General features: G+C 59.7%; 28 protein-coding genes and 4 pseudogenes. 13 read left to right on the top strand and 19 right to left on the bottom strand.

Translation table 11 applies throughout. From position 1 onward, the window contains the following. Positions 1-939: a Csu type fimbrial protein gene (locus tag NKI49_RS21175; protein WP_352601220.1), complete on the top strand. Its 939-nt coding sequence runs from the start codon at positions 1-3 to the stop codon at positions 937-939. Positions 940-963: 24 nt separating this feature from the next. On the opposite strand, the gene NKI49_RS21170 is transcribed toward NKI49_RS21175, so the two are convergent. From NKI49_RS21170 to NKI49_RS21155, 4 genes are all read right to left on the bottom strand, one after another. Next, entirely contained in the window at positions 964-3,330 is a 2,367-nt protein-coding gene (locus NKI49_RS21170; RefSeq protein WP_352601222.1) for a fimbria/pilus outer membrane usher protein, read from the bottom strand. Between the two features lie 20 nt (positions 3,331-3,350). Then, on the bottom strand, positions 3,351-4,082 hold the full coding sequence (locus tag NKI49_RS21165) for a fimbrial biogenesis chaperone (protein WP_352601224.1): 732 nt from the start codon (positions 4,080-4,082) through the stop codon (positions 3,351-3,353). A 38-nt stretch (positions 4,083-4,120) separates the two neighbouring features. Beyond that, a complete protein-coding gene (locus NKI49_RS21160; protein ID WP_352601226.1) occupies positions 4,121-4,606 on the bottom strand; it encodes a Csu type fimbrial protein in 486 nt (161 codons plus the stop codon). Between the two features lie 357 nt (positions 4,607-4,963). Next, on the bottom strand, positions 4,964-6,535 hold the full coding sequence (locus tag NKI49_RS21155) for a pilus assembly protein TadG-related protein (RefSeq protein WP_352601228.1): 1,572 nt from the start codon (positions 6,533-6,535) through the stop codon (positions 4,964-4,966). A 729-nt stretch (positions 6,536-7,264) separates the two neighbouring features. Between NKI49_RS21155 and NKI49_RS21150 the strand changes: the two genes are divergently transcribed. Continuing rightward, the gene (locus NKI49_RS21150; protein ID WP_352601230.1) at positions 7,265-7,516 is read left to right on the top strand and encodes a hypothetical protein; all 252 of its coding nucleotides are present in this window, start codon (positions 7,265-7,267) and stop codon (positions 7,514-7,516) included. 138 nt (positions 7,517-7,654) lie between these two features. After that, positions 7,655-7,954: a hypothetical protein gene (locus NKI49_RS21145; RefSeq protein WP_352601232.1), complete on the top strand. Its 300-nt coding sequence runs from the start codon at positions 7,655-7,657 to the stop codon at positions 7,952-7,954. A 117-nt stretch (positions 7,955-8,071) separates the two neighbouring features. Here the strand turns inward: NKI49_RS21145 and NKI49_RS21140 are convergent. Further along, positions 8,072-8,512, bottom strand: a pseudogene (locus tag NKI49_RS21140) (J domain-containing protein); the annotation flags it as partial. A gap of 309 nt (positions 8,513-8,821) precedes the next feature. On the opposite strand from NKI49_RS21140, the gene NKI49_RS21135 reads away from it, so the two are divergent. From NKI49_RS21135 to NKI49_RS21125, 3 genes are all read left to right on the top strand, one after another. Continuing rightward, entirely contained in the window at positions 8,822-8,980 is a 159-nt protein-coding gene (locus NKI49_RS21135) for a hypothetical protein (protein ID WP_352601234.1), read from the top strand. A gap of 76 nt (positions 8,981-9,056) precedes the next feature. Next, positions 9,057-9,335 (top strand): hypothetical protein, encoded by a 279-nt coding sequence (locus tag NKI49_RS21130; protein WP_352601236.1) that lies wholly within the window; start codon positions 9,057-9,059, stop codon positions 9,333-9,335. Then, positions 9,332-9,601 (top strand): hypothetical protein, encoded by a 270-nt coding sequence (locus tag NKI49_RS21125; protein WP_352601238.1) that lies wholly within the window; start codon positions 9,332-9,334, stop codon positions 9,599-9,601. The genes NKI49_RS21130 and NKI49_RS21125 overlap by 4 nt, the downstream gene beginning before the upstream one ends. Positions 9,602-9,976: 375 nt before the next feature. On the opposite strand, the gene NKI49_RS21120 is transcribed toward NKI49_RS21125, so the two are convergent. Both NKI49_RS21120 and NKI49_RS21115 read right to left on the bottom strand, forming a co-directional pair. After that, positions 9,977-10,174 carry an ADP-ribosylglycohydrolase family protein gene (locus NKI49_RS21120; RefSeq protein WP_352601240.1) on the bottom strand — a complete coding sequence of 66 codons (198 nt, stop codon included), beginning with the start codon at positions 10,172-10,174 and terminating at the stop codon, positions 9,977-9,979. A gap of 458 nt (positions 10,175-10,632) precedes the next feature. Further along, positions 10,633-11,258 (bottom strand): annotated as a pseudogene (locus tag NKI49_RS21115) (TRAP transporter permease); the annotation flags it as partial. 298 nt (positions 11,259-11,556) lie between these two features. Here NKI49_RS21115 and NKI49_RS21110 point away from each other — a divergent pair. From NKI49_RS21110 to NKI49_RS21100, 3 genes are all read left to right on the top strand, one after another. After that, the gene (locus NKI49_RS21110; RefSeq protein ID WP_352601242.1) at positions 11,557-11,748 is read left to right on the top strand and encodes a hypothetical protein; all 192 of its coding nucleotides are present in this window, start codon (positions 11,557-11,559) and stop codon (positions 11,746-11,748) included. A 290-nt stretch (positions 11,749-12,038) separates the two neighbouring features. Then, a complete protein-coding gene (locus tag NKI49_RS21105; protein WP_352601244.1) occupies positions 12,039-12,233 on the top strand; it encodes a hypothetical protein in 195 nt (64 codons plus the stop codon). Between the two features lie 815 nt (positions 12,234-13,048). After that, positions 13,049-14,821, top strand: a complete 1,773-nt coding sequence (locus NKI49_RS21100; RefSeq protein ID WP_352601246.1) for an adenylate/guanylate cyclase domain-containing protein — start codon at positions 13,049-13,051, stop codon at positions 14,819-14,821. Positions 14,822-15,063: 242 nt separating this feature from the next. On the opposite strand, the gene NKI49_RS21095 is transcribed toward NKI49_RS21100, so the two are convergent. Beyond that, complete coding sequence (locus NKI49_RS21095) at positions 15,064-15,411, bottom strand: substrate-binding domain-containing protein (protein WP_352601472.1); 348 nt, start codon at positions 15,409-15,411, stop codon at positions 15,064-15,066. Positions 15,412-15,795: 384 nt separating this feature from the next. Here NKI49_RS21095 and NKI49_RS21090 point away from each other — a divergent pair, with 384 nt between their 5' ends. From NKI49_RS21090 to NKI49_RS21080, 3 genes are all read left to right on the top strand, one after another. Beyond that, the gene (locus tag NKI49_RS21090; RefSeq protein ID WP_352601248.1) at positions 15,796-17,034 is read left to right on the top strand and encodes a putative hexosyltransferase; all 1,239 of its coding nucleotides are present in this window, start codon (positions 15,796-15,798) and stop codon (positions 17,032-17,034) included. After that, positions 17,021-17,644, top strand: a complete 624-nt coding sequence (locus tag NKI49_RS21085; RefSeq protein WP_352601250.1) for a hypothetical protein — start codon at positions 17,021-17,023, stop codon at positions 17,642-17,644. The genes NKI49_RS21090 and NKI49_RS21085 overlap by 14 nt, the downstream gene beginning before the upstream one ends. Positions 17,645-17,773: 129 nt before the next feature. After that, a complete protein-coding gene (locus tag NKI49_RS21080; protein WP_352601252.1) occupies positions 17,774-17,980 on the top strand; it encodes a hypothetical protein in 207 nt (68 codons plus the stop codon). Between the two features lie 76 nt (positions 17,981-18,056). Here the strand turns inward: NKI49_RS21080 and NKI49_RS21075 are convergent. The 10 genes and pseudogenes from NKI49_RS21075 to NKI49_RS21030 form a co-directional block, all read right to left on the bottom strand. Beyond that, a pseudogene (locus tag NKI49_RS21075) lies at positions 18,057-18,287 on the bottom strand (GyrI-like domain-containing protein); the annotation flags it as partial. A 292-nt stretch (positions 18,288-18,579) separates the two neighbouring features. Continuing rightward, entirely contained in the window at positions 18,580-19,071 is a 492-nt protein-coding gene (locus NKI49_RS21070; RefSeq protein WP_352601254.1) for a GtrA family protein, read from the bottom strand. After that, positions 19,007-19,699 (bottom strand): class I SAM-dependent methyltransferase, encoded by a 693-nt coding sequence (locus tag NKI49_RS21065; RefSeq protein ID WP_352601256.1) that lies wholly within the window; start codon positions 19,697-19,699, stop codon positions 19,007-19,009. The genes NKI49_RS21070 and NKI49_RS21065 overlap by 65 nt, the downstream gene beginning before the upstream one ends. Next, positions 19,674-20,741, bottom strand: a complete 1,068-nt coding sequence (locus tag NKI49_RS21060; protein WP_352601258.1) for a glycosyltransferase family 2 protein — start codon at positions 20,739-20,741, stop codon at positions 19,674-19,676. The genes NKI49_RS21065 and NKI49_RS21060 overlap by 26 nt, the downstream gene beginning before the upstream one ends. A 447-nt stretch (positions 20,742-21,188) precedes the next feature. Beyond that, the gene (locus NKI49_RS21055; protein ID WP_352601260.1) at positions 21,189-21,701 is read right to left on the bottom strand and encodes a DUF2231 domain-containing protein; all 513 of its coding nucleotides are present in this window, start codon (positions 21,699-21,701) and stop codon (positions 21,189-21,191) included. Between the two features lie 330 nt (positions 21,702-22,031). After that, positions 22,032-22,235: a CsbD family protein gene (locus NKI49_RS21050; RefSeq protein WP_352601262.1), complete on the bottom strand. Its 204-nt coding sequence runs from the start codon at positions 22,233-22,235 to the stop codon at positions 22,032-22,034. 607 nt (positions 22,236-22,842) lie between these two features. Continuing rightward, positions 22,843-23,073: a polymerase gene (locus NKI49_RS21045; protein WP_352601264.1), complete on the bottom strand. Its 231-nt coding sequence runs from the start codon at positions 23,071-23,073 to the stop codon at positions 22,843-22,845. 221 nt (positions 23,074-23,294) lie between these two features. Then, a complete protein-coding gene (locus NKI49_RS21040; protein ID WP_352601266.1) occupies positions 23,295-23,675 on the bottom strand; it encodes a hypothetical protein in 381 nt (126 codons plus the stop codon). 145 nt (positions 23,676-23,820) lie between these two features. Then, positions 23,821-23,995 (bottom strand): annotated as a pseudogene (locus NKI49_RS21035) (BMP family ABC transporter substrate-binding protein); the annotation flags it as partial. A 20-nt stretch (positions 23,996-24,015) separates the two neighbouring features. Next, positions 24,016-24,336, bottom strand: coding sequence for a hypothetical protein (locus tag NKI49_RS21030; RefSeq protein WP_352601268.1), 321 nt, complete (start codon positions 24,334-24,336; stop codon positions 24,016-24,018). A 225-nt stretch (positions 24,337-24,561) separates the two neighbouring features. Between NKI49_RS21030 and NKI49_RS21025 the strand changes: the two genes are divergently transcribed. Then, positions 24,562-24,987, top strand: a complete 426-nt coding sequence (locus NKI49_RS21025; protein WP_352695750.1) for a hypothetical protein — start codon at positions 24,562-24,564, stop codon at positions 24,985-24,987. Between the two features lie 193 nt (positions 24,988-25,180). Here the strand turns inward: NKI49_RS21025 and NKI49_RS21020 are convergent, their stop codons facing one another. Then, positions 25,181-26,062, bottom strand: a complete 882-nt coding sequence (locus NKI49_RS21020) for a hypothetical protein (protein WP_352601272.1) — start codon at positions 26,060-26,062, stop codon at positions 25,181-25,183. Positions 26,063-26,249: the final 187 nt, after the last annotated feature.

The raw sequence follows: 26,249 nt of genomic DNA, 5'->3' as shown, positions 1-26,249 counted from the left end.
GTGCTGATCACAGTGTTCCTCGTTTGCGGTCTGCAAGGGGCTTGGTGCCAGAGCTGCACCATCACGTCCGCCAACGGATCGTACGGTGCGGTGGACATACTGAGCGGAGTCGTCGATGACACGACGGCAACCTTCTCGATCAATTGCACCGGGACGGCCAACCAGACCGTGCGCCTGTGCGTCGAGCTTTCACCTGGCCAGACCAACGCGGCCGGCAACCGCCGGCTGGCTTCCGGTTCTGAGCGACTGGTGCACGAGTTATATAGCGACCCGTCGCGAACGACGATCTGGGGGTCCTGGGGCTTGGCCACGACAGGTTATGGACTCTATCCCATCGGGTCGACCTACGATCTCGCTTTGGGTTCCTCTGGCAGCGCCGGTACCACGCTGACCGTCTACGGCAGGGTATTCTCCAACCAGACCACCTCGGGACCCGGATCGTATGTCTGGACCATGACCACCGCGCCAGCCGCCGGCTATGACTACAAGACCGCCGCCGCGTGCCCGACTGGTAGCCGGCAGGCCACGTCCAGTGGCTCCACCTGGACCGCGACAATCAACGCGAACTGCAACGTCTCGGCCACCAACGTGAACTTTGGCTCTGTCGGGGTGCTAGCGTCCGATGTCGATTCGACGGGTTCGGTCACGGTTCGCTGCACCGACTCGACGCCCTACAATATCGGGCTGAGCGAGGGCAGCGGTTCCGGCGCCACGGTCGCTACCAGGAAGATGACGAGCGGCGTCAAGACCGTAACCTATTCGCTTTACAGCGACAGCGGCAGGACCACCGTCTGGGGAAATATGATCGGCACCGACACCTCAAGCGGCACCGGAACCGGGCTGGACCAAGCATACACCGTATACGCCCGCGCCCCTGCTCAGACCACCCCCGCGCCCGGAGCGTACACCGACACGATCATCGTGACGGTTACCTACTGACGAGCCCCAGCGGCCAATCGGGCGTCATCGGCAGACGGCCGGGATGACCACTTGCTGGTTTGCTTTCGGTATGTAGCCGAACGATCCTTGGCACGCTCCCTTGGCGGTCTCGGCAATGACGGTGTTCTTTTGCGCCAGTCCCTTTACATAGGCACGCCCGTCATAGCCGATCACGAAGTCCTGCTTGCCGTTGATCGTAGCGTGCGACCCGACCTCGAGCGGCTGTCCGTCTGGACCCACCAGGATGAGGACTGCGGCGCCGACATTGGTGCGAACCCGAAAATCGACCCGCACGCCGGCTCGGTCGGCGGGCGCGATGACATCCTGCGTGGTCGAGACGTCGGCATCGACCGGCAGATTGGCCGTTTCGATGGCGATCTTGTTCCGCTGATAGGCGCGCAGCCCCGGCACCAGCAGCCGGCCCTTTGCATCGGTGACGCCTATTGGCCGGTTTTCATAGAGCACGCCGACACCGGGCAAACCTGTTTCAACGAGGGCGAAGCTGTCGTCGATCCGGTCCGTCAGGAAGATGCCGGATCCCATCGTCGCGATTGCGCCGTCCAACTGGGCTGTCGCCGTGGTGCCCGAGCTTGAACGCCCGACGGCGGCATCGGCACGTCCATGGGAGGTGCGATAGGACACCGCCGCGGAACCCTCTGAGGATCCGCCCTGGCTGAAGCTGGTTCGCCAGCCCGCACTGCCTGGTTCCTCGCCGAGCGGCTTGCTAACGTCCGCGGTCACGCCGACACCGTGCTTGGCGGCCGAAACCGCCGTAGATGCCATTGCGCCGCCGCCGACTGGGATGGAAAGCCCAGCGAAGAGGCCGGCGTTCCGTCGCCCGCCAAGTTCGGCGAAGGCGGTGGCGTTGAGATAGCCGAAAGGCAGCGTTCGCGAATAGGACGCGGTGAGTATCCTGGAACTCTGGCCTCCGGCCGGCACCATATCGATGTAGCTCGCGCTGATGCTGCCGCTGTCGAACGTCAACGGCGTTCCAACGGAAATGCTGTTGACCATTTTCGGCGGCCTCGCTCGCGTCGATGCATCCATACCTCCTGGTTCGAATGACAGGAGGTCGAAGAAGGCGTGGCTGGGGGCTCCGGTTTCCTGAAGCCTGTCGCTCACCGAGGCGAGATCATCATAGGAACCGAAGGTCATTTGCGAACTGGCATTTACGCTGAGGGTCCCGATCCTGATCTCGTAGGAGGCATAGGACTGCAGCCCGCTGCCGCCTCCGCTATGGCTGCCGGCCAATGCGAACGAGGCAACGCCAAGTGAGCCGGTGCGCATCACTATGCCCAGACCGCCATTGACCAGATCCTTGCTGGCCTCGGCGTGGCCTTCCAGCGTCAGCCAGTCGTAGATGCCTTTGCGCAGGCTTGCCGATGCAACTGGCTGATTGGTGGCATAGGCATCGGACGGGGTCGCGTATCCAAGCCTCGGCAGGCCGGCCCCGAGCGAGAAGTCGAACAGGCCCGGCCGCAGCAGGCTGGGCGAGGCGTAGAACGGCACGCTGGTTCGCGTTTCGCGGCCGGCGGCATCGCGCAGGACGACGATTGCCTGGCCGCCGCCGGTGGTAACGGGAATGTCGGTGATCTGGAACGGGCCGCTGCCGACGGTGTGCGAATAGGTCTTGAGGTCATTAACGTAGACGTCGACCGTCGACGGCACTGCCGCGCTGCCGTTCACCGATGCCAGCGGCTGGGTGATCAGATCGGTGCGAAGACCGAAATTGCGGCGCGCCTGAAACCCGCCGATGCGGATCGGCCTGGTCCAGACGAAACCGCCGGAAATCGCGTCACCAGCCCGATACGACATCAGCGTCACCGGATCGGAATAGGTATAGGCGGTGTCGAGCCTCAAGGCATCAGCGCCGCCGTCGTCCGCCAGCCGCAGGATCGCCGACTGACTGAACGTGCCCACCGGCGAGAAGACGCGCGCGTCGAGGGTGGTGGAAACGCCACTGAAGGTGAAGCCGCCAGCGTCGGGCTCCTGCCGTGACGCCGCGAACAGATTGTAGTTGAGGACACCGCCGAACCCCGCCCGAACGTCAGGCGCGGCCTCATGGCCTGGCGTCGCGTCGTAGGAAATCGTTCCACGCAGGCCATCATTGATCGTCAGGAAAACGCGCTGCTCCCGCACCTCGTAGCGATAGGCCAGCCCTCGCACCGTGTCGAGCATGACTGGGGCTGCCGCCGACCGGACCCGCTTGCCAACATCCAGCCCCAATGCCTGCAACTCGTCGGGCGTTGCGCCAAGGTGCTGGCCGTCGGGAGATACGAAAGCCGCGATCTGGTTGGTGGCGGCGCCATTGATGAAGACTTCGAGCTGAAGCTGTTGGACTGCCCCGGCTGCTTGGTTGGACTGTGTCAGCGTGGCAAAAAGTATCGACAATGTCAGGAAACAAGCCGCATTCACGGCGCGGCGACGACCGGCGCCACGGCATTGATCGTGCCATCGTTGCCCTGAGCCGAGATCGAGACCGATCCCTTGGCGGGGAATTTGCGCCCACCGGTGGGTGCCGCCCATCGCATGGTCGACTGGCCGAGCGCGTACCCGACAAGACCCTCGCCGAATGAAATCTTGTGCCCACCGGCATCGCGTAGCGACAGCGCGGAGATGCGCAGGCGCGTGCCGCCCTTGTTGCGGGCCGAAACGATCAACCGGCCGTCCTGCTTTGATATCGTCCAGTCAACGGCCGGCGGCGTTCTTTCCGGCGAACCGAAGAAGACCGGAATCGAGTGGCGAACCAGGAGCTTCACCGTACCGGTCTTGACCCGGCTGGCGTCCGGAAGCTCATCGACGAGCAGGCGATAGGCCTCCTCGGCCACGACCGGCCGCTTGGCCACGCGCACGATACGGGCGACATAGTTGGCGCCCGGCAGCAGCGTGACGGCCGGAGGAGAGGCAACCACATCTTCCGTCGGCTGCAGCGATTCCTGGCCATCGGCCTGTGACCAGCGAAAAACCCGAATTTGCACGTTTTTCGGCGTCCGCCCTTCATTGCGAAGCGTGATGGTCGACGCCGCGCCGGGCGTGACGACATCGACGAGAGCAGGTTGTACCTGAAGCGAATCCGCGCGGACCTGCACCCCGCCGAACAGCAATGCTCCCACCAAAGCTGGAGCCAGCCTTGCCCAATTCATTTGCCACCCCCTGGCATCGACCGTCGATGCGGCCGACCTTAATACGTTACCGTGACCGTCACCGTATCCGTATAGACGGCTGGCGCGGGCGTTGATTGCGCCGGCACGCGTCCATATACGGTAAAGCTCTGGGCAGCGCCGCTACCGGTCGCCGACACCGTGTTGGTTCCGATAGTGCTGCCCCAGACGGTCGTTCTGCCGCTGTCGCTGTAAAGAGAATAGATGATGGTGGCGGCTCCGTTCGTCATCTTGCGGGCAGCGACGGTCGCTCCCGATCCGGTGCCCGCATCCAGACCGATGTTATAGGGGGTCGTGTTCGTGCATTGAACCTGGACGGTGGATGTCTGGTCGACGTTGGCCGCAATCACGCCCGAGGAGCCGAAGTTCAAGGTCGAAGCGCTGCTGATCGTACAGGACGCGGTGATCGTCATCTGCACGACCATGGGCGTGGTTGTTGTCGTAGCGTGTGCCTCGCCGCCGAAGAATGCCAAGTTCGCCAGGCATGCTACTATTTTACGCCACATTCGACGATGCTCCTTTCGATGGTTCCAGAGTGAGAGCGGGCGGAGGCGGAATTGAAGGCTGTGAGGCCGAGGATCGAGCCGGAATATGTTCGATCTTAGTTAATGACTTGTTACTTATTTAGTAGATACTAACGTACGGAATCGATCCTAACCCTGCCTGTAGAGGCGGGAACCGACGCGAGAGCGCCAAACTGCAATGCGCCTCGTCGGACGCCAGGCGCAATTATCGTGCGTCAGGGCGGCGTTCATCGGGGAGGTTCCAAACGCCGCCAAGAATCCATATGCGCATCGGCGGGATAGTAGATTGGCGTCCTCAAAGACACGCAGAATTCGGTTGCATCTTAGGATGCCCGAGCCCTAGTAAACCAGATGGAGTGTCGTGAACTTTCCAGCGATTGTCTGGAACACGTTCGGCAATTTGCTGGGATCATTAACGGCAAAGTAGTCGGTCGGGTTCGTTGCGCATTTCCCGTAGAGTGTCCGGTTCGCGGCCGTGTCGGATTGCAGCGTGATGGTGTAGATTTGAACTTGCTGCGCCTTTAATTTATCGCAAACGTCAAGCGTCCATCGATCCACGGCGCGCGCGGCGTCCGTCTGGTTGCTGGTTCCGAACCTGCCGGATGCGAGGTAGCCATAGGACGTGTAATCCGACTTTTCCGGTTCGGCGCTCGCTCCATAGACGACATTCTCGCCATCGGTAAGCAGAACGACGATCTTGCTCGTATTCGGGGTCTTCCAAGGGGCGCCGTCGGTGTAGGGGGCGTCCGGTGAAAGCACCCGCATGCCCCAAGAGAGCCCTTCGGAGACATTAGTGCCAGATCCGTTCCACTCTTGCATCTGGGCGGCGGCCGTTCGCAACTTGTCCAAATCCGTGGTCAACGGCACCACTGGAGTCGGGCAGGCTCGGTTTGGGCCGACCGTCAGGGGCGCATATTTGTCGTTGATCTTTTTCGCCTTGGGGTTCTCGTATTTGGCGATCTTCTTATCTTTTCCCTTCGTGTCCGCGCCGTCCATAACGTCATCGGAAAGATACGAGTTGTTATAGACCCTGGCGTCGTTGCCGTAGCTCGCAGATGGACCGGTCGCTTCGCCGGGGTCGTCTGGAGCGAAATAGGGCACAAACAGGGTGTTACCGTCATCCTGGTCGGGGACTACGTCAGAAATGGCAGCGCTTCCCGGGCGTGCCTCGACGCAGCCCTTCCAGCCCGTGCCTTTCCAACCGGTCCCCTGTGCCAGGTCCTTGAACAGGTCCATGTGATTTACACGCTTGCCATCGGGCAGCAGAGGAAAATTCGCGCCGTTCTTCGGCGATTTGCCTTCCATGTCTATCCAGGAAGGGTCAAATTCATCGCCATTCACGTTAACGGCGGTGACGAACGGCACAATCGCCGCGGTCACCTTCCGATCGGGTGACTTTGCTCCATCCAAATTATCGAGAAGTGCTTTGGTGGCGTCCCTGAGAGCCTTGATCTTGGCACCGGCCATCGAGCCGGTGTTGTCCAGCACGAGCACGACTTCGAGGTTGTTCGTCGCCTCCACGCCGCCGGAATCCACTTCGATGTGCTGGTTATCACCGAACAGGAAAGCAAAATTGAGGTTCACGTCCGCGGAAGCGACGGCCCTGGTCTTGACGTAGTTGAAGCCCTTGTCGACGGACAAGGTCACTTTCGCATTGGAGAGTTCAGGGTGATTTGCGACGTTGGCCTGAAAATAGCTATCAAATGCAAGCCTGCGGTTCGCTTCGCCGTCTGACAGGTGCGACGAAGATAGCGTCGCAGCGTCCAGAGAGTTCTGCAGATTGACCTTTGCTCGCATGACGGTGGATACGTCCACCGCGAAACCGACAGCCGCCAGGATTCCAGGCGCCGCCAACGCAAACAACAAAGCGAAATTGCCAGCTTCCGACCGCCAGAATCTATTGATGCCCATGACCCACCCCTCGACTGATGCGGCATATGACCGAGTAATGGTTTAAGGGCGGTTGATTTATTAGCATTCGCGCATAAGGCGACAAAACTTGGTAAACCAGGTTCTAAAGGCCAAGCGCCTGTTCGGCCCAGCAGGCTTTCAAGTCGCTCCAACGACGAATGGATGGCACCTCGGCAACCCAAGGACCTCGCCCGTTCGAGGTACTTCGCCATCCAACCCCTTGGTCACTAAGTGCGACGATCTGCGATCGATAGCCGTCGAACCTCACCTCATACAGCCAGGTTTTTCCGAGGTGGCGAAGATCTATTGCGGACCAAGCTCTCAGATCTTGGATGCTCTTAGAAAGGTCGTCTGCGGAAGGCAGTTTTCTGGCTATTCGTTCCAGAACCGGACGGTCTGCTCACGGCCCCATTTCAGTCATCCCGATCGCATGCCAGTTGGGCCGTTCCTGGCGCTTTCAGCGAGCGGCGGTGCCGATATCCGGCGTTCGGGAGGTTAAGGCGCGAAATAGCGCTGCGTTGCGGGGCAGGGAAGGGCGCGTGTCTTGCCTCCAACAACGTCCTCGCCGGACAACTTTCCACATTCCTTGGCAATTGGTTTGATCATTCGTCCAGCATTCGATTAACAGCCGCCAGATTGGCCGCGAAAAACGGCTGATCACCGTTGGAGAGGGCAAATCGCATCCCTCCAAAATAGCGAACGGGCAGCACCTATAGCAGCGGCCCGACAATGAACTGGCGCAAGATCAAGTGCTACGCCGAAACGGAGATGGACATCATCGGCGTGCAGCGCGAGGCCGGCAAGCCTGCGATGGTGCTTATGGCCGACAAGCGCCGTTATGCCGGCGGTGCGTTCGTTTCAAGGCCGACAAGCGCCAGCGCCTATGGGATCGCGTGCAAGGGAAGGTCGGCAGACCAGTGCCAACCGGGCTCAAGGAGGAAAGGGCCGAATGGCTCCAGCCCGGTCTCGCCGGTCGCGTGAGATTGCTGAAGGGCGAAGAAAAGCTCCGCCATGCGAAGCTGCTCGATTTCAGGGCAAAGCAATAGGCAGCGCTTGCCGCGCCATCGAGACCAAGAATATAATCCCTTCGTTGCGGCGACCCCATTCGCGGAGATCGCCATGCCTCAAAAGACCCTTGCCCACACCCTTGCTGCGCGCGAAACCGTCTACGTGAATTGCCGGCATCCCATGTGCTGCAAGTCGACCAGGCTCGACATTGCGGCGCTTGTCGATCGGCTCGGGCCTGATCATGGTTCCCTGCATCAGGATCTCGTCGGCCTCTTTATCTGCGCGGAGTGCAAGTCGGCGGGGCGTGATCGCCGGCCGGTGTTCTTCACCTTCGTGCCCGATTATCAAAGTCAAGACGAGGCGCGCTGGATGTGTGTTTCGAAACCGACCTTCGAGCGAGGCGCTGGTTAGGGCCAGCATCGCGAATAGGTCAGGCGCTGCCTTTAGGCGGGCGCCAGGACGTGTGCGCACTTCGGCCGCGTAGGAGAGCAGCCAGCGGAAAGGGGCGCTGGCAGGGATCATCCCTATTCAATGAGCGCTTTCTAGCAGCCTAGTGGCGGGAGCGTTGCGACTCTGTTCGGAATTAGCGCGATCGATGCATTCAACGGTGATCGCGAAGGTGCCGTTCTCAGTTCTTCCTATCCAGCCCTTTGATTTTAGATACCAGAGATGAAATTCCAGATGTTCGCGCGGGCAGCCCGACAGGCGTTCGATTTCCGTATCGCCAATGCCAGGATTGTTCACGTCCTGCCGGCGTTTTACGCAAAGAAGCGAGAGCAGTCTGGCCTGAATGACGACATCTCTCTCTAGACCCTTGGTGTCGCCGGCTTGTTCGGTCAGCTCCCGGCGAGAGCTCAAATGGTCTCTATACTGGACATCGTATTGGGCGCGTTTGACCGGATCTTTGAGCGTGTTGTGGGCTTCCACGATTTCGCTGAATCGTGATCCATCGCCCGTGTCCCGATTATCTGGATGGTAGCGGCCTTATTCATGTTCTTTATCAATCTCTTGTAACTTTCGTCCGGAAAGGTGGTGCCGTTAACTGGGGCATGTATCGAGTGACTTCTTGTGATCTTCCACGCTTGGGCATGATCGCGTTTTGCTCAGCACTCTGACGTCCCGATCAACCACGGATTCCGAACGCGTATTTCTCTAACCAACGCCTCCTGGGCCGAATGAACCGTCTTTCTGCTACTCTGGCGGTGCACTCTTTTCCAATGCACGTGTGCGTCTGCAGACGACGAGGATCGATTTGTCAATGCGGCCGACAAAGCCGCCGTGACCTTCGAAGGCACCGTCGGCACGCCCTACACCGTGAACCTGTCGTTCCAGAAGAACGCATTCATGTGGGCGGCTCGCACGGTGTCGGACGAGGCGAGCGAAAGCTCCACGATCTCGGTCGCCACGGACCCGGTAACGGGTAGACGCGGAACGTGATCGTGTTGACGCGCAAGCGGAGAATGGCACCGTCGCTCTTAGCCAGCCTTGCTCGGCCCCGGGGGCGAGCGGCTATATGTCATTCTCCGTTCGGGAGAGGGCGGCGGTCGGCTTTGCCAAAGGCTCCGCGATCAGCATTCCAAGCGAGGGCGAGACTTCCTTCGTCATGGAAGCCGTCTTCAAAAAGGGAACGCCGATGCTGCGCGGAACTGACTATGAGCAAGAGATCATCACTCGCGGCACGCAATACCGCGTGGTGGGCGTGCGCGACGAAACCGACTACTATAAGACAAAGGTCGGAACCTATGCGGGGCACCGCGTTGTCGTTCTGGAAGTCGAGGAAGTGACCGAATGAAGACGCCAATCAACCCCGACAAGTTCCGCGGCCCCTACACGGTCTTGAAGATCGACGCGGAGGTCGAGGCCAAGCTCACCAAGAAACGTGCGATTGAGCGGTTCATCTGCGAGACGATCATTGAAAACAACGACGATCCGAAAGCCGTCCAGGCGGCGAAGACTCGGCTTGCCGAATTGGACGCGATAGAAAAAAGGCCGGGTGACCTTTCCGTCGCAGCTAATGAGCGTGAGCGACGGGCTCTTTTAGCGCGGCTACACCGTTAAGGATCGACCGCTTACCCTGTTAATCAACAATCGGTGAATTCGTTCCACGGGGGACACGGGATTTTCTTCGTGTGCATTCCCTTTCTGTGCAATAGTCGGCAAGCCGCGTCTGAGGGCGGCGGCAATGTCACTGTGGGGTTACAGGGGTGTCTACTGGCCCGCTGATCTGAATATGCTCCAATGGGTGTTTGATCGGCTGTGCTACGAACGCCGCCTAGCCAAAAAAGACCGCGACCAGCGGGAATTCCTAGCCATGGAAATCTTCCAGGTTTTTGATGACGGGGCAACGGACGAAGCGGACCTATTGCGGACGCTTTCCAAGCGACGCGGGCGCCTTTTAGAAGGGCACGAGTTTCCAAACTAACCCACTACCGCTTAGTTCTGCGTGAGGCGTTGTGCTGTCGCTTTGATCGCATCGCCGTACTTCAGAACCTTTCGCCAGCGTTCCGGGATTGCCTTGTAGCCATAGATCGCGCCGGCAATCATTCCCGTCACCGCGCGGACCGTGTCGGCATCGTTGCGAATGTCGTCGTGGTCTGGACGACCATAGCGCCGCTGCCAGCGTGTCGACAACTTGGCCCGACGATGAGACTTCGTCCCGGCGCAATGTCGGCAAAGCGGCCATTTCCTACGCCTTTCTAGAGCGGATCGTTAGCCTGATCGACAAGAACGCCGAGATCGCTATCGACGTTGGCGACGACTACGCAGCGACCCTGGCTTCCCCGGCGGGCGCTACCGCTTGCCGGCCTACGAGGTGACGGACTTCCCAAGTCCTCCAGATCGGACACGATCGAAGGCTGATAAGAAGCGGCCATCGTCGTCGAAATGGTGGAAGAGGCTTGTCATCGCCAAGGTCATCGCCCCTTCTCGGGAGCAGACATCTTCGCGACTATGCTGAAGCTCGCTCGGCGCCGAGAACCCGCAGCAGAATGTCATGGACTCGATGGTCCGCCCTCTCATCTTCCCGTCCGCCCACCGCGCATATGCGCGACGTCGAAACTCCGGGAACGATTGCGTTGGAGCGGCGCTGATCAGGCTGGTTGCGCCTCTTCGGTGTGACGTGCGTTCCAATGGCGCAGAAGGACCGGGACGAAAAGCGCCAGGCCGAGTAGCGACGAACAGAGTTCGGGTGCCACCAGAAGCAGGGCGGCGAACACCAGCGGCACGTTTTCCCACGGGCGTGCTGCGCACCAGAAGGTAGCGTGACAGCGCGGCGCCCAGGCAGGTGATGCCGAGCACGCAGCCGAAAAAGGCGAGGAAGAAGTTCGGCCAGGTGAAATCCTTCGTCACCAGCAGCAGGGATGGCGAGAAGACGAACACGAAAGGAACCAGTGCCTTGCCCATCCCCAGCCGGAAGGCGGTGTTGCCGGTCTTGAACGGGTCCGCCCCCGCCATGCCAGCGGCGGCGTACGCCGCCAGCCCATCAGGATGCAGACGACGCCGGTCATGATCAAGGTGAACAGCAGGGTCAGGCCCTGGGCCGAGAAGATCGCCTCGGGGATGAAGGTGCCGAACAGAAGGGAAAGGTGTCCAGCCGTCGATGTGACGATGTGGGACAGCTTGAAGCCCACTCCGGTCAGGTGACGACGCCCACGACGATGCCGACTGTTGCGGCGGCGGCTCCGACGGCGAGCGCATATTTGGCGCCGTCGCGCAGGCACATCACGATGCGAGCTGCTCCTGAAGTTCACCAAGAGGGGCGCTAATTGGCGACGTGCGGTCGAGGCTTGCGCGGCCTTCGGGGAAGGCAAGTGTCGCATCAGGATGTCGGAAGGCTGTTCGGTCTCGCTGCCAAGGAGGAAGGGGTCCTCCTATCAGATCGGGATGATTGAGGGTGTCGCCTGGCTACCTCGGCCCCCTAAGCACCCCTCGGCATCACGGCACGCGTGCCTGTTATCCGATCACCCGCTCAGAAATTTCTACCAAACATTCCCGACTTACATTAGATACAGCTAATGATATCCCTACGGTACGACCTGAGGAAGGAAGCGGACGAGTCCTGGACGGTGTTCGACGTGTTCACCGGGCTGCCGGCTGTGTACGAGGGCTACGAAGCGGTCGACCTCGATTGGGAGTATGCCGATGACCTGGTGAACCTTCTGAATGCCGAAGACCTGAAACGTAGGGTCGCCCGAGGTGGCCTCTAATGTCACTGCATTGGTTCTCCCCTCCGGTCCCATTCAAGACCAGCCTCAGCCATCGCTACAACGTTTCCTCTGTCGAGACAGCCGGCGAGCTGCTCCTGAAGTTCAACAAGAGGGGTGTTAGCTGGCGGCGTGCGGTCCTGCCCCTTCAGCACCTCTCGGCACCGTGGGTATGGGGGTCGGCACGCGTGCCTGATATCCGATCACCCGCTCAGAAATCCCCCGAGGTGATCTCTGATGGAACCATACCACCTCGAAAGCATTTGCGAGCAGGGTAGGGGTAGTTCCCAATCATGGCCGACCACTATCGATCAGGGCAGATGTCGGCCGCGAACGCTGTTCGGCGGATGATTGCGTCCGAAGAGACCCGCCGTTACCTGCACAAGGTCCTAGACTTGAAGATCGAGGCTCAACTGCCTGGCGCCATCGGGGCACTGCTTGCTTTGCTTGATCAGAAAGGAGAAGACGAACCGTCCGACACCCCCTGATTAAGCTCGGACGCGGGCCCATCAACCTGGTACATTCCGAACCTTATTTCTTCGCTTCGTGACCCGTAAGATGGCTGCTTGGGTTTCTCCGAGGTGGCAGGGTGCGATGAAATCTCAAGCGGTCTTGAAGCTCCGTCCCGATTGGCCCCCAAATGGGACCTTGCTGTACGCCATGTCCTGTTTAGCTGGCGATATGACGCCCGAGGGATGTCCATAAAACGTTCATTGCCGCTGCTGCGGAGGAGGGCAAGCTGGTCCTTGGTCCCAAGTGATGAGACTGGGGTATCCTGTTGCTTGGGGGGCGATACCAGCTCTGACCTGGGCCTCTCTCGCACTGGTCGTCATCAGTCTTCTGATGGTCGAGCCCAAGCAGGAGACTGAGGAAGAACCCCCCTGCTTGATGACTCGCTGGAGGAATTTGCGCCCAGGCTCGATTTTTGACGCTGTCACCCACGGAATGAGAGATCGCACAGCCGAACGGTAACGCGCTTTCGTTTTTCACCGTCGACCAACTATACCGCATACACGACGGTCCGCTCTGCGCCTGATGTCGGCCGTAGAGGTCAGCTTTGCCGCCGCCCTGAAGCAGACAGCGCCAACGACAGCTGGTGGTGCGAGGCGGACCTTAGGCGCCGATGAAATCAACGTCCGTACCTGGCGCAACCGCGACCTGCAGCGCAATTCACTTTCAATTCAAGTCCCGCACAGCGGTATTTGAGGCTGTCTCGGAATTCAGGCTTTCGAAAGTCGCCTTCGAAAACGGGATTCTGTAGATCGGTCTGTGCTATGTCGCTTAATCGACAGGAGTGGACAAAGTGAGCGAGACTCGGAAGCTTGCGGCGATCCTGGTCGCCGATGTGGTCGGATATAGCCGGCTGGCGGCGTCGGACGAAGATCGAACGCTGGCGCGACTCCGAGCGCTCCGGAGCGATCTCATCAATCCCACCATCGCCGTGCACAGGGGGCGCGTCGTGAAGCTCACGGGCGACGGGACCCTCGTAGAGTTCCGGAGCGTTGTTGACGCCGTGCGTTGTGCAATCGAAATGCAGAACGGTATGGTTGAGCGCAACGCTGGTCTACCGCCTGGGCGACGCATTGAATTTCGCGTCGGCATTCATCTCTGCGATATTGTCGAGGAGAGCGACGGCGATCTGATGGGCGATGGTGTCAATATTGCCGCCCGTCTAGAAAGTGTCGCTGAGCCGAACGGCATCTGTTTATCGGCCGCCGCTTACGAACATGTGCGCGACAAGATCAAGGAAGAATTTGTCGATCTGGGCGAAAAGGAGCTCAAAAATATCGCACGCCCGGTGCGGACCTATGGTCTACGTTTGCGGGATACAGTGCCAAAATCCGAACCGGCTGCGTCTGCCGAGTCCTCCGAAAACTGGGCGCTACCCGACACGCCTTCGATTGCTGTTCTGCCATTTCAGAACATGGGGGGCGACCCGGAGCAGGAATACTTCGCCGATGGCCTTGCCGAGGACATTATTACTCGGCTGTCGCGTCTTCGTTGGCTCTTCGTGTCAGCCCGCAACTCTCTGTTCACTTACAAGGGAAAAGCAGTCGACGTCAAACAAGTCGGTCGAGAGCTTGGCGTGCGGTATGTGCTCGACGGAAGTGTAAGGCGCTCAGGGCATCGCCTCCGGATAGGCGCGCAAGTCAGTGACACATCGACCGGCGTCCAAGTGTGGGCTGAACGATACGATGTAGAGTTGTCGGAATTCTTCGCGCTTCAGGATCAGATTGCCGAGAGTGTCATCGCCGCGATCGAGCCGCGGCTCTACACGGCGGAACAGCAACGCTTTCAGCGCAGTTCCCCCAACAGTCTTGACGCTTGGGGTTTCGTCATGAAGGCGATGCCATATGTCTGGACCTGGAGTTCGGCGACCGAAATCGAGATTGCACAAGGATTTTTGAAGCAGGCTACAGACCTCGATCCTAACTATCCCCGCGCTAACAGCCTGTTGGCGTGGGCTCACGCGGCCCGCGTTCTGTCAGGGTGGGCCAACGCAGTAGACATTCTGCCCACCTCTCGGGCCCTCGCGCAGCGGGCGATCCAACGCGATCCCGAGGACCCGTGGACTCATTTAGCGGCAGGGTTTGTCCACATGGTTTCGCGAGGCTTCGACTCTGCTGTGAGAGAACTAAATGAAGCAATCGAGCTAAACCCGAGCTTCGCGTTTGCGCATTCGATCCTGGGCTCAACTTACGGATATGGCGGCATGCCAGCCGACGGGCTCAACCACCTTGAAATTGCGGGAAGGCTAAGTCCTCGCGACTATACCTATGCGGCGAACTTCTCCATTCTTGGGTTATGTCATTTCATGGCCGGGCGGTATGCAGACGCGGTCCAATGCGAATGTAGGGCGGTGGAACTCCGCCCCCATTTCGGGTCGGCATGGCGGACGTATGCGACGGCCGCTGGTATGGCCGGTGAACTGGACATCGCGGTTCATGCGCTTTCGGAGGCCAAGCGCCTTCAACCGTCCCTGTCGCTCCAATGGGTTGAAAAATTTCATCCGATCGTTCACGACAAGCACCGTGCCCTCTATGTAGAGGGGCTGCGAATTGCCGGGCTTCGATAGTTGCGGATGCTACTGGAATAGCGCTTGTTTCGTTTTTCGCCGTCGACCAGCTGTGCCGCCATACACGACTCTCCGAGCTGCGCCTAAGCCGGTCGAAAGAGATCAGTTTGCGACTTCCCGAAAACAGACCTCCGCCCCTACGCCCTATCAATTCGGATCGCGACCTGAAGATAAGATCAGTCCGCTGGAGGTGGCCACCGCGCAACTGCCTGTGCGTCACGACGATGTAAGAGGTGGCCGGCCTAACCGCGCGGTCGGGTGGTCGAGCCGCGGACCAAGAGTTCGACCGGTATCATCACTTGGCTCGGGGCGCCGTTTGCAAACACCGCCGTGGCGGCGAGCCTCCCCTTACCGACAATGTCTTGCGCCACTGTCGTGAGCGGAGGGGTGGTGCGCGAAGACTCCGCGGTGCCATCGAAGCCAACGACCGACATGTGCTCGGGTATCTTGATTTTGCGCCGACGCGCTTCGTCGAGGACGGTGATTGCCTGCCAGTCGGACATAGTCAAGATCGCCGTTGCTTGCGGAGCCCGATCGAATATGACCGCTCCTGCCGTCTGTCCGGATAGAGTTGACGTCCGGACCGGCATCGCTTTCAAGGATAACGAAGGGCAGCCGCCGGCGTTTTAAAGATGCGATTAACTCGATGTCCGCGCTGTGGCCCAGGATGAAGCCGTCAACTAAGGCCTCGCGAATGGTGGAGGTGCGTGTTGCGTCCGTACCATTGACCAAACTCAGTGTCGCTCCGGCCTCGTCACAAGCAATCGAGCCGGCAGTGATGAGCGTAGGAGCGAGGAGGTGAAGCGCGCTATGCTTTCTTCTTCGACTGGTATGACCGATCGACCTGCACCCCAACGCCGTCCTGCTGCACAAGGAACCGAAGCCGCGCGGCATCGTTGATCCTTACCAGATTAAGTTGCAGACGGGGCTTCAAGTCTGGCTAATGATTTTGAAGCTTCCGATGGACCGATTTCATGGCTCGCAGCGCCCTCGAGCCGGCGGAGCCAGGCTCGCCATCGCAGAGTGTGGCGCCATCACCTGTGGAGGCACAACTGGCGCTTGCAGATGCGGCGCGCGCAAACGCTGGCGGTCGCCTGTGGGTCATCGCTACTGCGGTTCCGCTCCTGTTCATGATCAGCGGGCTTGTCATTCGGTATGCTGCATTCGCTTCAGTATCGGCAGGACCAGGCTTCGAAGCTTATGCGCGTGCACTCTGCCGGTGGGACTGCGCGTGGTATGTGGACATTTCCGAACACGGTTACGAGCGTTTTCCCATTCCAGGCCAAAGCAACGTCGGACGCTGGGGCTTCTTTCCATTGTATCCCATGCTCGTGGCTACTCTTCGGTTTGTTTTCCCCTTCCCCACGATTCTGATCGCGACGATCACTTCGATTGCATGCAGCTACGGCGCCTGTCTGGTGGCATGGCCACTGCTGGAGAAGAACATGCGTCCTTATGTGCTGTATTGCGCTTTCCTGCTTAGCGGCCCGTTCTCCTTCCACTTCACCACCGTCCTTACCGAACCTCTTTTCGTGCTCCTGACGTCGTGCGTCTTTTTGGCACTCAAGCGCTCCAGCTATCTCACCGCCGGCGTCTCATCCGCTTTGCTATCGGCAACGAGGCTTGTCGGGGTTCTTGCTGTCTTTGCGACCGTCATTCAGATGTTCGAGCAGCACCGGCAGCAGGGCGGGTCGGCGGTGTCTTTCCCGCGATGGGTGCTTGGTCGTCCGGATATGCTCGTAGCTATCTTCATCTCGCCCGCCGGCTTGTTTGCTTACATGCTCTTTTTGTATGTCACCGTCGGAGACGGGTTTGCCTTCTTGCACGTCCAGCGCGCGTTTGGGCGGGTGGCTGGCGATCCGCTCCTTTTTCTATGGGACGGTCTCTCCGCTGTTCCGACAAAAGGATGGCTGCCCACCGCGCCGCAATGGAGCGCGCTCGCGGCGCTCATAGGGTTGACCCTATCGGTGGTTCTGGCGGCTCACAGGCGATATGGCGCTGCGCTCTTCTGCGCGATCAGCATCATCCTGCCGTTAATCACGAATCTGGCTTCCATGGTCAGATACGTCATTGGGCTTGCGCCGCTGATGATGTTGATCGCCGAGCTGCTGTCGGCATCGAAGCTGACCTATCTCGTGACTTTGGCTCTTTTTCTGAGCACCTGCTATTTCATGACTCTGGCGTGGATCGGAGGCTATCTTGCCCTGGTCTGACAGCCAGGCACCCTATGGACGTGCTGCCTCCATTGGCGGCTACGCGCTGGCGGTGGTTCTGGCCGCGTCCGAGATCGTCATCCTCGCGCTCGCTCTCAATCCAGATGTCAACGCCGATTATCGGGGCTATTACATCGATCGCACAACGACGTGCCTCAACCGCGATGCGGTCGGCAGCTACACTCTTGGCCAGACGGTGTCGTTCCGGTCCGACGGCGCCAAACAAGCAGCCGGCATGATGGTCTGTGGTTGGTCGGGCCCGGTAGCCGACGGAACCCATTCGCTGGGCGAGACCTCTCGGCTCCGCCTGGAAGTACATCCGCTCCGCCACGACCTTACGGCAACGCTACAATTGTCCGCCATCATTCGTCCACCACAGATCACACAAAGGGTAATGATCTCGGTGAACGGCGTTCGGGTACACGAGGTAACACTGTCGAGCAAAGAACCGCAGACGATCTCGTTCGCGATCCCGCCTGCAGCGTTTGCCTGCGCAAAGGTACTCGAAATGACCTTCGACTATCGCGACGGGATTCCGCCAAGCCCAGCCGCCAGCAACATCTACAAACGCGCCATCAAATTGGTGTCGTTCCGGCTGGACGCCGGCTAAGTCGTGTGGACTCTTGGAATTCCCAAGGCTGAGCAGGTCAGATTCAAGGCTGTCTTTTGGAGGCAGCCACGGGAATTGTGGACCGTCTGACCCTCCGCGAAGGCACCCGAAATCATCGAATGCCCTATAGTGACTGGTGGTTTCGACTACCTGGTCAAAGCACGAATAGTTGACGTGGCAACATTTCAAAATTCCTGCAGCAGCTCATTCTGCCGCTTTCTGGTGTCAGGAAAACGCATAGTTTCGCGTCGATCGATGATGTCAAGCCGGACGTGTTGTTGTCGCTTTGACGCGTGCGGGTCGTTCTGTCGATCAGACAAGCGTCCACCGACCTAGAGCACTTCACCTTTCACGCAGACGGTGAAGTGCTCTAGCTCTTTCGTTTTGAGGCAATTTCGGACGGAAAACCGCTTCACACTTTCCTGGAATTACCATATTTCAGCGGCAGCAACAGTTCCGCGCTCACCTCATGTGCCTGCGCCTGCGGGATGGAAAAGAGCCGGCGTTTGCAACAGATCGGGAAGTCGCGTGCCTCCTCGCCGCTGGCCGGCAGCCAATCACGATAAAGGTAGAGCGCCGCGGGCTCGAGATTGCTGGTATTGCCGGGATAGCGCAGTACCGCGCAGCGTCCTCGACCGATCTTGCGATTCAACATGTGCCTGCCAGCAACGGCTCAAAGGCAAGCCCGATCCACGGTTGAACGGCGGAATATGGTCGTTTTCCGACAAACGCGTTCATACCGCATGCGATCGTTCTCGCGGACAAGGCACCCGATGGCGACGGCATCCGCACACAATCGAGGAGCAGGCGCCAGTTCAACGCGGCAAAAACCAATCATAGGTGAAGCCGTGCTTCAGCGAGCGGCTTTCGAGCAGTTCATCAGATTCGTGAACGGTGAGCTGCCTCCAGACGCCAATCTTCTGGTGGAGCACGCGTCAGCCGTCGCCGGACTGATCGGGAATGCGTTGTGCAAAAACCCATCGGTCGAGCACGACGAAATTGATCGCGGGCACAAGCAAGCAGGTAATCATAATGGGAAAGATGAGCGGCAGTCCCAGCTTCGCCGTCAAAAGCGCCGGCGCGCCACAGGCGATCGCCAAACCGACCGCCGCCAGCACCAGAAAACGCGGAGCCTCTGATCTATGGGGTCCATGCGAAATGAAGGTTACTGACCTGTGCGCGAGATAGGAAAACAAGGCTGCGGCTGCGTAAGCTGCAAGGGACGCCTGGACGGGACTGAAGCCGAGCCGTTCCGATTTGACAAAGGCGGCCGCCAAGGCGGCATACAGGATTGTGGCGGCGATGCCGACCAGGCCGAAGCGCGCCAGAAGCTTTAGGACGGCGCCGCCGGCAGACCGATGTTCAGACGCGCGCACTACACGCATACTGGGCCCCAAGTGGCAGCAGCGCGAGGGCACGCTCAACATTTCTGGCGAACCTGCCGGCCGACGGGAGCAGCAGGAAGTGCTCGGATCGAACCTCCCTGAAGCCTGCCTGTCGAAAGAGGGCCGCTGCTTTGACGGCGTTGAGCAAGACCGCGTCCTGGTCGAACGGACACCGGAGCACCGCCAGGCGCGTCAGCGGATTATAGGGATTGTGCTCGATGATACAGGCGACGCCGCCTTGCCGCACGACCCGTCGGATCTCACGAAAGAAATCGAGCCAGTATGCGGGCGAAACATGATGAACAACGCAACTGGCAAAAGCCAGGTCGAACACGCAATCGTCATAAGGCAGGCTCGTCGTGGTGCATGTCCTATAAACGACGCCCGGATTGTCCTCGCTGGCGCGCTGGATCGACTCTTGCGAGACGTCGCAGCCATCTAGGCGCTCGAAAGCGCCATCTAAGTAGGGATGGAGCGAACCGACGCCGCAGCCCACATCAAGCGCCCGCAGCATGGCCCCCCGCCGACGAAGTCCTCGCTCAGCGACCAGGCGCCGAAGCAGGTCGGCCTTAGCAACCAAAAAGAATTCGTGCTTGAGCCCGGAAAACCGGATCGACCCATCGATGGTCTCCCCATAGCTGGATCTATAGCTGTCGAAGAGTTCGGACACTGGGAGCGACTCCGTTCTTGGGCTTGCGAAACGATCTCCGGCTCCCATCAGCGACGGCACGCACCGGCTCGTCGAAGCCGGTAAGCTGATCGATCACGTAAAGAGGGCGGCGTTTCACCTCGGCGTGGATGCTACCGACATAGAGACCGACCACGCCGGTCATGAACAGATTGATGCCGCACAGGAGCGATACGATCACCACGGTGGAAGTCCAGCCGGCAATGATGCCGGCTTCAAAGATCCAGGCGAACACGGCATAAGCGCCAAAGGCCAGCGCAAGTGCGGAAATGGCCGATCCGCCCCAAAGCGCAAAGTGGAGCGGCTTTTCCGAGAAGCTGACAATGGCGTGAACAGCAAGGTGCACCATTTTCCAGAAAGGGTACTTGGTCTGGCCGATGGTCCTTGGGGGGCGTTCGAACGGCACTGCCGTTTGCTTGAATCCCATCCAGCCGAACATGCCCCTGACGAAGCGGTCGTGTTCAGGCATATGTTTGAAGACCTCCAGCGCATGGCGGCCGACCAGACGGAAATCCCCGACGTCGCGCGGGATGTTGACCGGTGTCATCTTCTCCAGGAAACGGTAGAAAAGATCAGCGCTGAGACGCTTGAACCAGGATTCGCCCTCGCGCTTCACACGACGGGCGTAGACGATCTCGAAACCTTCCTTCCACTTTCCCACGAGATCGAGAACGACCTCCGGTGGGTCTTGCAGGTCGGCATCCATGACGATGACGGCCTCACCGGCAGCAGCATCCATGCCAGCGGTGATCGCAATCTGGTGTCCGAAATTGCGGGAAAGCTCGATAAGCCGGAAGCGAGGGTGGGCGGTGACCATACGCCGGAGGTATTTGACGCTGCCATCACGGCTACCGTCATCGACAAAAATCGCTTCGGTCTCTCCGTCCAGCTGACAGATCAGCGACTCGATCCGTTCGACCAGTCGCGGCAGCACTTGTTCTTCATTGTATATCGGCAGGACCAGCGAGTAGCGCGGCGACGCGTTCACTCCCGTCCCGATGCTTTGGATGACAGAGGCTCGCATGCGGATGAAAATGAAACGCCCGCATCAAAGTTCCATAAGGTATAGCTAATTTATAAAATTTTAGATACGGCGAGTCCAGGCAACGATAGGCGCAGTGCTGGCACCTGCTCAAAACTCAACAGTTCATAAGCTGCCGCATCGATGCGATCGCGAACCGCCTATGGGAACGATGACAAAGTCTTCAATCCGCGAGACCGCCTTCGCGATGTCCAACGGCATGAGTGATCGCTTCGTACACGCTGCCGATCTCTTCATCGAGTCCGGAATTGGAATGCCTTCGAGGCGGCCGCCCGCAGGGCCTGGCCAGCCATATCGGTCACATGTCGGCCCGGGTCGTCGACTGGCCGTTTCGGGATGTTCGGAGACCGTCTGTATAAAAAGTCGGCACCGCGGGTGCGGCGGTCGCTGGAGTGACGACCCCGCCGAGACAAACCTTGGGGGACATTGTCAGGCCTTTCGCGATGGCCTCGGGCGCGAGGTAAGGTCCTCACCCTGTTCGGGTTGCACGCCGACCCTGTGTTCATAGACGAGCGTTCCACCCTTCCAGCCGGTATAGAGAAGGAGCAGGACGATGATCGTCGACAGAGCCAGGCCCCACGGCAAAGCGCCCTCGGCAGCTCCGGCGCTCAGGCGCAAGAGGAAGCTGGCGAGCGCGAGCACCACTGCCGTGACATTGCCGATCATATGGTGCCATGCCGCGCTTATCGAGCGCACGGCAGCATTTCCGAGGAAGTCGGCAAAGCCGGCCAGCGCCGCGGCAGCGCTCATGAACAGGGCAAAGCCGAGCAGCCAGAAGGAAGCCTCGGGCCAGAATGCATTGCCGGTCGACCAGAACATCACATCCGAAAGGAAGACCGAGACCAGCAAGGCGATAGGGAAAGGAATCAACATCGGATGGATTGGGTGACGGCCAATCTTGGCGGTGGTTGCAACGCCCAGGAGGTGATGTGTCTCTGGCATATCTACTAACGTCGGGTTCGGGAGAGTGTTCCCGCGGCGATAGAGACTTCCGTCGTCGCAGCGGGCCGGAGAACGGCTGGGCAAAGCGCCCTTGCGATAGGAAAGATGTTCGCCCGCCGCCTCCTCGGGCTGACCGAGATCCGGCCGGGGAGGGTATAGCGCTGGTCACCAGCAACGCTCCACAGGCGACGCAGTGCAGGCATGAACGTTGGCCAACACGTAAGAACCTGCGCCGACGCTCAGGGGGAAACACCCGAGCAGCGGGCCTGTGGCGCGCACCAACCTGCAAGCCTCCAGCCGTGACCGTCCTTGTGCTTGACCAGTTCAGTCCTACCAGCTTTGGCGACCATACCAGTCGTCGACGTCTTGACGTACGCGATCTTTCTCGATGCCGTAGCGTTCCTGGATTTTGCCTTCGAGCTGATCGCGATTGCCGGCGATGCGGTCGAGATCATCATCAGTGAGCTTGCCCCACTGTTCCTTGACCTTACCTTTGACTTGCTTCCAGTTTCCCTCGACTCGGTTCCAGTCCATGACGATTCCTCCTTTGTTTCATCGGAGAAAAAACGGTCGTACGATCCGGAGGTTCCGCCAACGCAAGTGACGACGAGCCTATGGCCGACGAAATCATGATGACAGCCTTCCAACCAGAACTGGCCGGTTTGCAGAGCCTGCAAAGGTAAAGTGCGAGAATGGTTCCGCGAACAAAGAGAACATACGATTTCGTTGTGCCAGTCGCAGCCGCCGTCGCCTTTGGTCGGATGCCAAGGCCACTCAGGTCCGCGCTCGAAAAGTATTCGTTATTTAAGTATCGAACACCGTTTAAATACGACATTGCGGACGCTGTGCTTGGTGGCGATCATCGCATCCGTGAGCAAGCGCATCGAGGGGTCGCGCTGCGCATTCCGACGGCCATTTCCCCTGTTCGAAATGGATCCGTGAGCCGTTGGGGCGGGGCGACGTTCTGTTGGAATCGCGATTGGCCGGGAGCTTCGACCGCGCGACCGGCGGCCTGTTGATTTGGGCTGACAGCCTGGTCGGCGGCCGGCGACGCGGCTACAGCCGTTCGATCCGGCTAAGAATGCCGTCGCAGCGCTCAGGCGTTCAGTGCTACCCCGGCGGCAGAAGGATGACTCACCCGTCATTGGTTAGTCGGTCTCGCCGGCACTATGCTCACATCAAAGCTGGCTGGCAGCGGCTGATGCGTGTTCTTGATGGCCGCCGTCGTGCTCCTATCAACGGGCAAGATTATCACCATCCGGGCCGTTCGTTCTGGCCACAGCGGTTCTCCGAAAAGCAGGAACAAGATTGCAACGATGCTCATCAACAGGAGCGTCGCGCAGGTATTCACGATGATCTCGCCAAGGCGCATACAACTCTCTCCGACCATGAGTGCCCGCCACATCGCGGGGGATGTCGGGCACTCATTCGACTGACGATGAAGGGACGGATAATCGACAGTCGACATGAGCAAATGGGCAACCGGGATGAATGGTTTCACACATCGGACCTTTGCAGCGGGACCCAGGACTTTGGTCGCAGTTGTGGGCTGTCGGCAAGACAACACGTTGCCAGCCCAGCTAACCGGATCCTTCAAAGTTTCTTGTGCACCCCAGTCACACTCGGATCACTGGTGCTTCTGGCCAGATTGGATCGCGCACGCATCAGCCGGGCGCGACACAGCTTACCGCTCGGAACAGGCGCGCCGTCAGTTTGCGGTCGGAAGGGCTTGGCAAGCCAGGCTGGGAAACGCACCGCCAGCATCAGGCGGTTCCGCGAGATCAGGACCAGTACGATGCTGGTGGCCAGATAGGGCAGGGCAGACAAAGTCCTGCCGGTATGTCCAGCAGCGCCTGTCCTTGCAGCGGGCAGGATCGCCATGCCGCCGAGGAGCCATGCGCCAAGCGAAATGCACAGCAGCAGCCAGAGCGACATCACCAGCGCCAGCGCGATCCAGCGCTTGCTGACGGTCATGTTCCTCGACCGACAGCGGGCGTGTAGGCGACCGACAGATGGCGTCTGTCAAGCCCGCCATTGCTCCGCCGAACAGCAACCATGTAGCGGATCCTGATCACGCTGTAGCCGATCGCATGCGACGTCTTTGTATGGCGCCATTTATCACGACGCCTGCCGCCAGCCCGTCCCATCGCACTTCCGGCTTCCAGCTCCAGCGGACACGGCCTGAGCCGCATCAACATAATCGCTGGTCCAGTCGAGGACGAATGCCGTCAACTGCTTGCCGGAAGCGAACTTCGCCATGTCACTGGCAAGCCGATCGACCAGGCGCCGCCTTCGTCGCCTTGCGGTGAGCTGGCTATCTGACGCAGTGATCTTCGTCTCGTTGAACCAGGAGCTGGTGTGAAGCGACAGGCCGGCGCGGAAAAATCTCGGTCATCTCGAATACCGGCAACATGGAGGCGCCCACCTCTGGTGCTTTCTGCTTCGTCCTGAGATCCATGATTTCCTCGTCGCGTCTGGCAATTCGACTTTCCAGATTGGCGATGCGTTCGCTCAGCAAATAGCGTCCAACGGCAAGCCCGCCACCTCCAAAGAGCACGGCAAATGTGGCGAAGGCCGCCGGATTGGCCGCTACCAGGGCCGAGTTGCTCTGTAGAAAAGCAATAAGATCATGCATGGGCAGACCCGGTCCTCATCATCCCGCTAACAGCTCAAGGCAGTGGTCCCGCCGGCGGTTCGTAGCGGCCACGGGTCTCGAGAGGGCTTTCGTAGCAGGCGATGAGCTTCTCCGCTTCAAAGTGCAGTTCGGCCTTCGATTCAGCGTCAAGGTACCTCGTGGTCATTACGATCTGTCCTCCTGGCGAGTTGCCCTGCGCGATGTTGACAACGCGTCAAGCCTGTCTTGAAGATGTCCGTTGAGAACGATCATTTCCTTCAGAGCCTTCACCGAGTCGCCTTTATGCTGGGCAATGAACTTGTCCGCGATTGCTTGGAGGACGGCTTCCTGGCGGCTGTCCCGCGTTACAATGTGGGCCATGGTGTACTCCAAAGCTTCGTGCCCATTGTGAACAAAGACGGAACAAAAGTCAAGAACGGATTGAGTTGGCTGGGAGTTAATTCCTATCTTCGAGCCACGCCGAACCCAGCAGAAGACCGCATCGCCTTGTGCAAACCCGGCGCCGAGAGCCTGAGCCTGGGCTCTCCGGTCCGGTGCATCGACTGCAACATCACGCACCATTACCGGCCGGGGACCTCCGAAGCGGGTCGGGGAATTGATCGGTACATGCGTTCTGAATGGTGCAAGCGCCGGGAACTTGACGTGGAATGACTGCTGCCAAGTGCGTCGGTGGACCCAGCGTTCGCATTCGGCGGTTTATCGAGGCCCGCATGGCGCGCCGCGGCGTCTGGCGCTATGACGCGGTCGTCATCGTGCAGCAGTAGACCTGCCCAATTCCCTACCGAACGCTCTCCGTAGTCCGATGCTATTGGACGCCACGCAAAGCCGGATGTGAGCGCCGCATTCACCGACCGCGACTTCGCCGCCTCCGTTCACTGCTGCGGGCTTTTCGACGGGCAACTCTAAGTTCGGCGAGTGTTGGCCTCCACCAGCCTCTGAAGCGTTCGGTCGGACCGGCAGTTGACCGAGCGGGCCATGTGCTCACAAGTTCGGCCAGCGTAGCCGAACGCCACTTGCCCCAAACGAAGTCGCCGTTCGCAGGCATTGCATGGGGATAGAAGGCGGCTGCGTCCGATAGCTCAACAAGTTCACCGGAAAATTCATCAAAGACGACAATCCCGTACTGCTCGGTTGCGACTGCGCGGCCCAAGATAGGTAGATCTTGGGCTGGCAAAGGATAGCGATGGCGTCGGCGCTCAGCAGCCCGCTGTTGCGCGGCCCGATAGGCTTCAGTGTTTTTGGCGGCCGCCCGTCGCCGTTTCCTCTCCTCCGGTTCGGCATGCTGCGCAGCTTTTTCGATGGTCGGCCATCGGCGCCGGAGCTCTTCATATGACCGGAACGGAACTCTCCAGGCCCGCAACTCATCGTCCCAACTCGCCCACGGAACGGCGCGCAATTCTTCAAGCACCGCCCGCGAAAAAGGCGTGCGGATGCGGAGGTCGTCCGCGATTTCCAGATACTGGCTCGATATCGGGTCGAAGGCGAAGGCATCGCGACCTTTGTAGTCGTCATGGGGCGCCCGCTGCGTTGCCTCCTGCGCCAGCCAGCGCTCGATCCGCCGGGCTGCTGTCTTGCCGGGTACGAACCAGCTCCTGCGCTCGTCACTCCATCTGGCACGCGGAAAAGCTTGCTGAAACCGCTCGACCGCCATTCGATCGAAGGAAAAGCGGGCTTCGGCACCACGTGCCTCCTGTTTCTGCGGCGCGGGATGATCGTCGGTTTCCATCACACTGCATCAATCGACTTCGCTGCACGGAACGCGTCGCCGGCCATAAAGGTTCACCAGCCGACGGGCCCGCGGGAATACGGCGACTATGGTCATGCCCAACGTTTAGGCCCTGCGCGGAAACTTTCCCCACACTCGGTGGTTAAGAAGAGCCAAGGATGAACGATGTCTCATCAGAGGTGAGGCT

It is taken from the genome of Mesorhizobium sp. M0587 (assembly GCF_040320945.1).
Lineage (GTDB): Bacteria > Pseudomonadota > Alphaproteobacteria > Rhizobiales > Rhizobiaceae > Mesorhizobium.
Note: the sequence above shows the minus strand (reverse complement) of the source record. Positions and strands in the feature narration are given on the sequence as shown.

Bases quoted from the DNA above. Each gene is read 5' to 3' on its own strand.
- NKI49_RS21020 (WP_352601272.1), bottom strand. From the start codon at position 26,062: ATGGAAACCGACGATCATCCCGCGCCGCAGAAACAGGAGGCACGTGGT.
- NKI49_RS21125 (WP_352601238.1), top strand. From the start codon at position 9,332: ATGAAGACGCCAATCAACCCCGACAAGTTCCGCGGCCCCTACACGGTC.
- NKI49_RS21105 (WP_352601244.1), top strand. From the start codon at position 12,039: ATGGCCGACCACTATCGATCAGGGCAGATGTCGGCCGCGAACGCTGTT.
- NKI49_RS21050 (WP_352601262.1), bottom strand. From the start codon at position 22,235: ATGGACTGGAACCGAGTCGAGGGAAACTGGAAGCAAGTCAAAGGTAAG.
- NKI49_RS21055 (WP_352601260.1), bottom strand. From the start codon at position 21,701: ATGCCAGAGACACATCACCTCCTGGGCGTTGCAACCACCGCCAAGATT.
- NKI49_RS21030 (WP_352601268.1), bottom strand. From the start codon at position 24,336: ATGCATGATCTTATTGCTTTTCTACAGAGCAACTCGGCCCTGGTAGCG.
- NKI49_RS21040 (WP_352601266.1), bottom strand. From the start codon at position 23,675: ATGACCGTCAGCAAGCGCTGGATCGCGCTGGCGCTGGTGATGTCGCTC.
- NKI49_RS21145 (WP_352601232.1), top strand. From the start codon at position 7,655: ATGCCTCAAAAGACCCTTGCCCACACCCTTGCTGCGCGCGAAACCGTC.
- NKI49_RS21090 (WP_352601248.1), top strand. From the start codon at position 15,796: ATGGCTCGCAGCGCCCTCGAGCCGGCGGAGCCAGGCTCGCCATCGCAG.
- NKI49_RS21060 (WP_352601258.1), bottom strand. From the start codon at position 20,741: ATGCGAGCCTCTGTCATCCAAAGCATCGGGACGGGAGTGAACGCGTCG.
- NKI49_RS21110 (WP_352601242.1), top strand. From the start codon at position 11,557: ATGATATCCCTACGGTACGACCTGAGGAAGGAAGCGGACGAGTCCTGG.
- NKI49_RS21045 (WP_352601264.1), bottom strand. From the start codon at position 23,073: ATGCGCCTTGGCGAGATCATCGTGAATACCTGCGCGACGCTCCTGTTG.
- NKI49_RS21130 (WP_352601236.1), top strand. From the start codon at position 9,057: ATGTCATTCTCCGTTCGGGAGAGGGCGGCGGTCGGCTTTGCCAAAGGC.
- NKI49_RS21150 (WP_352601230.1), top strand. From the start codon at position 7,265: ATGAACTGGCGCAAGATCAAGTGCTACGCCGAAACGGAGATGGACATC.
- NKI49_RS21165 (WP_352601224.1), bottom strand. From the start codon at position 4,082: ATGAATTGGGCAAGGCTGGCTCCAGCTTTGGTGGGAGCATTGCTGTTC.
- NKI49_RS21160 (WP_352601226.1), bottom strand. From the start codon at position 4,606: ATGTGGCGTAAAATAGTAGCATGCCTGGCGAACTTGGCATTCTTCGGC.
- NKI49_RS21070 (WP_352601254.1), bottom strand. From the start codon at position 19,071: ATGTTGAGCGTGCCCTCGCGCTGCTGCCACTTGGGGCCCAGTATGCGT.
- NKI49_RS21095 (WP_352601472.1), bottom strand. From the start codon at position 15,411: ATGCCGGTCCGGACGTCAACTCTATCCGGACAGACGGCAGGAGCGGTC.
- NKI49_RS21155 (WP_352601228.1), bottom strand. From the start codon at position 6,535: ATGGGCATCAATAGATTCTGGCGGTCGGAAGCTGGCAATTTCGCTTTG.